The sequence below is a fragment of the Gemmiger formicilis genome, from assembly GCF_016901605.1.
GTDB classification, from domain to species: domain Bacteria; phylum Bacillota; class Clostridia; order Oscillospirales; family Ruminococcaceae; genus Gemmiger; species Gemmiger formicilis_B.
This window is the reverse complement of record NZ_JACJKP010000169.1, coordinates 1-6,164: the sequence shown is the minus strand read 5'-3', so window position 1 is coordinate 6,164 and position 6,164 is coordinate 1. Positions and strand designations below refer to the sequence as shown.

The 6,164-nt window shown below is 52.0% G+C and carries 8 protein-coding genes; 5 read left to right on the top strand and 3 right to left on the bottom strand.

The features are described from left to right. On the top strand, positions 1-345 hold a 345-nt coding region (locus tag H6B10_RS11825; protein ID WP_204651793.1), incomplete at its 5' end, for a cob(I)yrinic acid a,c-diamide adenosyltransferase. A gap of 39 nt (positions 346-384) precedes the next feature. Here the strand turns inward: H6B10_RS11825 and H6B10_RS11820 are convergent. Further along, the gene (locus H6B10_RS11820; RefSeq protein WP_204651792.1) at positions 385-2,325 is read right to left on the bottom strand and encodes an NAD(+) synthase; all 1,941 of its coding nucleotides are present in this window, start codon (positions 2,323-2,325) and stop codon (positions 385-387) included. A 271-nt stretch (positions 2,326-2,596) separates the two neighbouring features. On the opposite strand from H6B10_RS11820, the gene H6B10_RS11815 reads away from it, so the two are divergent. Genes H6B10_RS11815 through H6B10_RS11805 form a run of 3 tightly spaced genes read left to right on the top strand, consistent with a single transcriptional unit; the run spans position 2,597 to position 4,250 of the window. Further along, a complete protein-coding gene (locus H6B10_RS11815; RefSeq protein ID WP_204651791.1) occupies positions 2,597-2,794 on the top strand; it encodes a helix-turn-helix transcriptional regulator in 198 nt (65 codons plus the stop codon). A gap of 3 nt (positions 2,795-2,797) precedes the next feature. Continuing rightward, positions 2,798-3,253, top strand: coding sequence for a DUF6773 family protein (locus H6B10_RS11810; protein ID WP_204651790.1), 456 nt, complete (start codon positions 2,798-2,800; stop codon positions 3,251-3,253). Then, positions 3,243-4,250 carry a CPBP family intramembrane glutamic endopeptidase gene (locus H6B10_RS11805; RefSeq protein WP_204651789.1) on the top strand — a complete coding sequence of 336 codons (1,008 nt, stop codon included), beginning with the start codon at positions 3,243-3,245 and terminating at the stop codon, positions 4,248-4,250. Before H6B10_RS11810 ends, H6B10_RS11805 begins: the two co-directional genes overlap by 11 nt. A 201-nt stretch (positions 4,251-4,451) precedes the next feature. Here the strand turns inward: H6B10_RS11805 and H6B10_RS11800 are convergent, their stop codons facing one another. Then, entirely contained in the window at positions 4,452-4,907 is a 456-nt protein-coding gene (locus H6B10_RS11800) for an ACT domain-containing protein (RefSeq protein ID WP_204651788.1), read from the bottom strand. A 23-nt stretch (positions 4,908-4,930) separates the two neighbouring features. Continuing rightward, the gene (locus H6B10_RS11795) at positions 4,931-5,929 is read right to left on the bottom strand and encodes a CapA family protein (protein ID WP_243427366.1); all 999 of its coding nucleotides are present in this window, start codon (positions 5,927-5,929) and stop codon (positions 4,931-4,933) included. A 10-nt stretch (positions 5,930-5,939) separates the two neighbouring features. Between H6B10_RS11795 and H6B10_RS18745 the strand changes: the two genes are divergently transcribed. Further along, positions 5,940-6,068, top strand: a complete 129-nt coding sequence (locus H6B10_RS18745) for a hypothetical protein (RefSeq protein ID WP_275951077.1) — start codon at positions 5,940-5,942, stop codon at positions 6,066-6,068. Positions 6,069-6,164 lie beyond the last annotated feature (96 nt).

The following is a 6,164-nucleotide window of genomic DNA, read 5'->3' as shown; positions in this document are numbered from 1 at the left end:
GCGGTTGTCTATGCCTGCCCCAACGCTAAATTCACCTGGCTGATGAACGAAGCGGAAAAGGCGGAGGCTCGCCGCAACTCTACCGTCGCGCTGCGCCAGGCATTGGAACAGTCCTGGGATCTTCTGGTGCTGGATGAAGCCTGCGCCGCCTATGAAAATGATTTGCTGGATGAGAAATTGCTGCAGCAAGCCGTTGCATGCGCTGAGACGGGCTTTGAGGTAGTTTTAACGGGACGCACCCCCGCAGATTGGATGCAAGCCGCCGCAGACTATTCCACACAAATGCGAGCCTGTCAGCACCCTTATACAAAGGGTGTGGCAGCAAGAAAAGGAATTGAATATTAAAAAAGCACCGCTGCTTGGCAGCGGTGCTTTTCGCTCTTGTTAAGACAAAGTGATCTGGTCCAGCTCTGCCATCCACAAAGTGTTACAGGCGTCACTGGGCATGCGCCAGTCCCCGCGAGGCGAGAGGGTCACAGAACCAACTTTGGGACCGTCCGGCAGACAGCTGCGCTTGAACTGCTGCGCAAAGAAGCGGCGATAGAAATTCTGAAGCCAGTGAAGAAGAACTTCCGGGTCATACTTACCATCAAAGGCAGTCCGGGCCAGGTGATAGATTTTGGCAGGACCAAACCCGAAGCGCAGCACGTAGTACAAATAGAAGTCGTGCAGTTCATAGGGGCCTACAAGCTTCTCCGTTTGCTGGGCAATGGTGCCATCCTCGGCGGTGGGCAACAGCTCCGGACTTACAGGAGTATCCAGAATGTCCAGCAAAACACTGCGCAGCGTATCGTTGCCGCAGGTGTCCGCCACATACTGCACAATGTGCCGCACCAGCGTCTTGGGAACGCCGGCATTTACACCGTACATGCTCATGTGATCGCCGTTGTAAGTGGCCCACCCCAAGGCAAGTTCGCTCAAGTCTCCGGTACCGATTACAAAACCACCGTATTTATTGGCGTAATCCATCAGTTCCAAAGTCCGTACCCGAGCCTGACAATTCTCAAAAGTGACATCATAGGTGTTGGGATCTTGGCCGATGTCCGCAAAATGGCTGTTAACTGTATTGGTGATGTTGATTTCATCAAAGGTAACACCCAAGGCTTCACACAAAATCTCGGCATTGGAGCGTGTACGTTTGGTGGTACCAAAGCACGGCATGGTCAAAGCCACAATTTCCTTGGGATCACGTTCCAGCACTTTGCAGGCACGTACCGCCACCAGCAACGCCAGGCAGCTGTCCAGGCCACCGGAAATCCCCACTACGGCGCACCGGGCATGGGTGTGCTCCATGCGCTTGGCAAGGCCCTCTGCCTGAATGCGCAAAATCAACTCACAGCGTTCTGCGCGGCGGGTGGCATCCAACGGTACAAAAGGAGTTGGAGAAACTTCGCGCGTCAGGGAGAACTGACAGGGCATCATCTCAAACTCCACCGTAGTATATCCTTCCGTTTGGGGAACAAACGTGGTGTTACGCTGCCGCTCCTGAACCATGCGGCCCAGATCCAGCTCTGTAAGCGCTTCCTCCGCTGCAAACGGCGCAGTTTCAGCCAACACGGTACCGTTTTCGGCAATCAGATTGTGCCCGGCAAACGTCATGTCGGTGGTGCTTTCGCCGTGCCCCGCATCCGCATACAGGTAACCGCAAAGCAGGCGGGCACTCTGACCGGATACCAGCTCTCGCCGGTACGCGGCTTTGCCGATGGTTTCATCGCTGGCCGAAAGGTTGGCAATCACAGTAGCCCCTGCCAAAGCATGGGAGCAGCTGGGAGGTACCGGTGCCCAAAGATCTTCACAGATCTCCACTCCCAGCACAAAGGAAGGCATCTGTTTGCAGGCAAACAGTAAGTGCGTGCCAATCAAGGTTTCCTGCCCGGCATATTCGATGACCTCGGCCTCTTCCATACCCGGCTGAAAATGGCGCTTTTCGTAAAATTCGCCGTAATTAGGCAGACAGGTTTTGGGAACCAGCCCCAGCAGCTCACCGCTACAGACTACCGCTGCGCAGTTGTAGAGTTTGCCGTTGTGGCGAACCGGTAAGCCTACAAGCGTAACCAGATTGAGCCCTTTGCTGGCTTGCAAAATCGTTACTAGGGCTTTTTCGGCACCACGCAGCAAAGGCTCCTGCAAAAACAGATCGCTGCAGGTATAGCCGGTCAAGCTGAATTCCGGTAAACAGAGCAGATGAACATTTTCTGCAGAGAACGCCTGCATGGCTTCTACAATTTGCTCGGCGTTATAAGCGCAATCTGCTACCCGCAGGGACGGGCTGACGGCGGCTGCGCGAATAAAGCCGTTCTCAAAGGCGGGAAAGCTGTACTTCATGGCTCAACTTCCTTTTCTTTATAGAGTGTATGGCTATCATAGCACAGCCGGAACTTCTCCGCAAGCATGATGACTTTTTATAAAATATAGTTGACATTATGTAATGTAGATACTATACTGCACCTGTAAGAAAAAATCCCCGCCGGGAACGCCGAAGCAAACCGATATTTACATAAGACGAGAAAATCCGCGACACAGCGCCAGGCGATTTCCTATCTATGTGCAGTGTATTTGCTGCGGTACATCCATCTTTGTAAGAGGAGGGAGATATTTGCCCAAGAATTTGAAATTAAAAGCAGCCCGGGCCGAGAAAGATATGACCCAAGCGGCACTGGCTGAGGCTGTGGGAGTTTCCCGCCAGACGGTAAATGCCATCGAAAAAGGGGAGTACAATCCCACCATTCAACTGTGCCGAAGCATCTGTAAGGTACTGGGTAAAACACTGGATGATCTTTTTTGGGAGGAATAAAGGATGAAGCTGGATTTCTATACCAGGCACAGCCAATTGGATGAAATGCAGGAGCAGAAACTCTGCAAACTGGAAAGCCGCGGATTTTGGTTGCTGTGGTGGGGACTGCTGGCGGCAATTATCGTGCAAAGCTTGGTGGGACAAACCGCAAAAGCCCCCATCGGGGAATGGGTGCTGTTTATGCTTGCCAGCCTGTACATGGTGGTGGAATGCATTCGCAACGGCATCTGGGATCGGCATGTCAAGCCTAATTTGTGTGCCAATATCCTTGGGTCGACTGTTGCAGGGATTGCCGTTTTTGTCTGGGTTTATCTGAAGGGCAGATACTGGCCCGGTGCGCTGTGTGCGGGCCTGTGTAGCGCGCTGCTTTGTTTTGCGGTCCTGCAGTTTACCGCATGGCTTTACCACCTGCGACACAACCAACTGGAACATTCGGAGGAGTCTGAAGATGAACAATAAATTTGAAACCAACAAGCGGGAACTTGTCACATTTCTTCTAGTCGCGTTCGCAGTACCGTATCTGATGGGAATTCCTCTGGGTATCTGCCAGGCTGCCGGTAAGGACACCAGCCTCTTTGCCAACGCCCAGATGTTTTACCCGGCCGCAGGCGTTATGCTGGCATTCCTGCTGGCCCGCCGTCCAAACATACCGGTTCGTTTTTACATCTTGCATATTTTGATTACCGCAGTTTGCCTCGTTACGAGTTTGTTGTCCGCGTTTGTGGAGCTGCCTGACGGTCAGTGGCTGTTGGCTGTAAATCTGGTCATTATCGTAGGTTCCGTACTGGCATGGGTATTGCTGCTCACTGATAAGAAGGAAAAACGGGAAGCCTACGGTCTGCGTTGGCACGAAAAGTTCCTGAAAGCCATGGGCATCTGCGCACTGTTTTTGGTGCTGAAAACAGTAGCGGTCTTTATTTCGGTGGCCATGTCGGGTGCAGAGGCTTGGAACGAATATCTGGCCTATTGGCAGAGCTATGTGCCGTGGGTCAATTTTTTGATACTCATCCCTAATTTTTTCCTGTGCTTCTTGCCGTTTTTCGGGGAAGAATACGGATGGCGTTACTACCTTACTCCTGTATTACAGCAGCGTTTCGGCAAGCGCAAGGGCGTACTGTTGTTAGGCGTTGTTTGGGGACTTTGGCATCTGCCGCTGAATCTTTTCTTCTACAGTCCGGAAACCTCGCTGCAGAGTATTGCTGCGCAGATTATCGTGTGCATCACACTGGGAATTTTCTTCACCTATGGGTATGAGTTGTGTGGGCGCAACATCTGGGTGCCGGTGCTGCTGCACTACCTGAACAACAATATGATTATCGTGTGGAACGGTACGGCTGATATCAGCAATCAGGTCTACACCTGGGCGGATGTGGGAATTTCGGCTGTGTTGTATGGCTTGTTGTTCCTGCCGTTTTTGGCAAGCAAGGTATTCAAAGCCCATCAGGCGCAGAAGTAAGACGATACTCTTTCCGGGTAGCACGGTTTTTCGTGCTATCCGTTTTTCTTTGGCATAAAGTACCACTCTTCAGAACCGAACATTCTTTCGGGGTTTGACGCAGAGCGTTGTACATACATGAGATTTTAGCAAAAGGAAAAACCCGGTGTGCTGTTTCCTTACGAAACAACACACCGGGTTTGATTGGTAATCAGGTGAAAATCAGACTTCAAAGGCTTTGTGCAGGGCTTCCAGCGCGGCGTCTTCGTCCTGTTGGCGGATCAGAAGGGAGATGTCCAGGTCGCTGGTTGTGATCAGCACAATCTCAATTCCGGCACCGGCCAGTGCGGACAGCGCCCGGGCAGCCACGCCGCAGCTAGTGACCATCTCCTCGCCGAAAAGATTGATTTTACTGTACCCGCCGGACACAAGAGGCGGATGCTTTTTGGCGGCAGCAGGCAAGGCTTTCATCACAGCGGCGAAATTGTCGTAGCTGGTTGTAAAGCTGAAATCCACCGCTGTACCGCGCGGGGCACTCTGGCAGATCATATCCACCACAATACCGGCTTTGGCAAATACATCCAGATGCTCTGCCAGACTTTGAGCACTGTACTGAGCACCGGGAAAGGTTGTAAGCAGAATATTCTGCTCACTGCGGATTTTGCTGACGCCATACATAGAAAAACACCCTTTCTTATTCTTTATTCTAAGGTGAGAAACTGCTCGTCGATAGAGTCCCGTAGGGTCTGCTCAATCTGTTCGCGGGATAAAGTGAATTCCCCATGAGCAGCTCCCATTTCATCAGTGTAATCGCTGTAGGGATATACCCGAATATTCTTATATCCGGCCTCATACTGGGTGACAACACCATGCAGTTTGGGGTCCAGCATTTCGATTTGAACGGTACCGTCCGGCTGAGTGGTCTTTTGGAAAGTGATATCCAGCACGGCACCGATCATGTTATCGGGCTGCGACTGCGCATTGATGAAATTTCCCAAACTGTAAGCTACAAAGGTCTGGTTGCCGCCGGCACCGGTAAGCCACTGCGCAGTTTGAGTTACATGCGGATGTGTACCAATAATCAAATCCACGCCCTGATCGGCCAGCCATTGAGCGGTCTCGGCCTGGAAATCGCTGATTTCGTGGCTGCCCTCTACACCCCAATGGCAGCTGACTACCAACACATCACAGTTGGGACGCATAGCCTGAATCTGCTGTGAGATTCTCTCCCGATCATCCAGATAAATCACTCCATAATTGGAACCGTCCGGCGTAGGCAATCCATTGGTATATTCCGTATAGGAAAGGTAACCGAAAGTGATCCCGTTTACAGTCTGGTAGACGTATTCGTCGTAGGTTTCCAGATTATAAAAGCCCATGTACGCTACATCTTCCGGCAGGGAAGCCCAATGTTCCAAAGAAGATGCAATACCTTCGGCGCCTTTATCATAGCTGTGGTTGTTGGACAAGCTGAAAACCCGGAATCCCAGATCATACAATGCGTCGGTGATGTCTCCGGGGGTTGAAAAGCGGGGATATCCGCTGGGTTCAAAAGCATCGTTTACCAAGGTTTCCTGGTTGAGCCAGTTTACATCAAACTGCGTGTAGAACTCACGCATAGGCTCGTATGCTTCCGAAAAGTCGTAATATCCGTCCTCTCCACGTTGACGCGCCTGTAAGAAGATTCCGTCATGAATCAAGTTGTCACCCGTGGCAGAGAACCGTACGGTCTCAACGGTAGGGGTGGGTTCCGGCGCGGGCAGCCGCGGTGTCTTTGCAGATGGTGCTATTCAGGCGGCACTGTATCTGGCCGGTCAGCAGCCCGGCTACTATACCTGACCGGCCAGATACAGTGCCGCCTGTGTGGTCATTGCGCTGGGAGTGGGCGGTGTCTTATTAGGATCTGCTTTTCAAGAGCCTTTGCAGGCGCAGGTG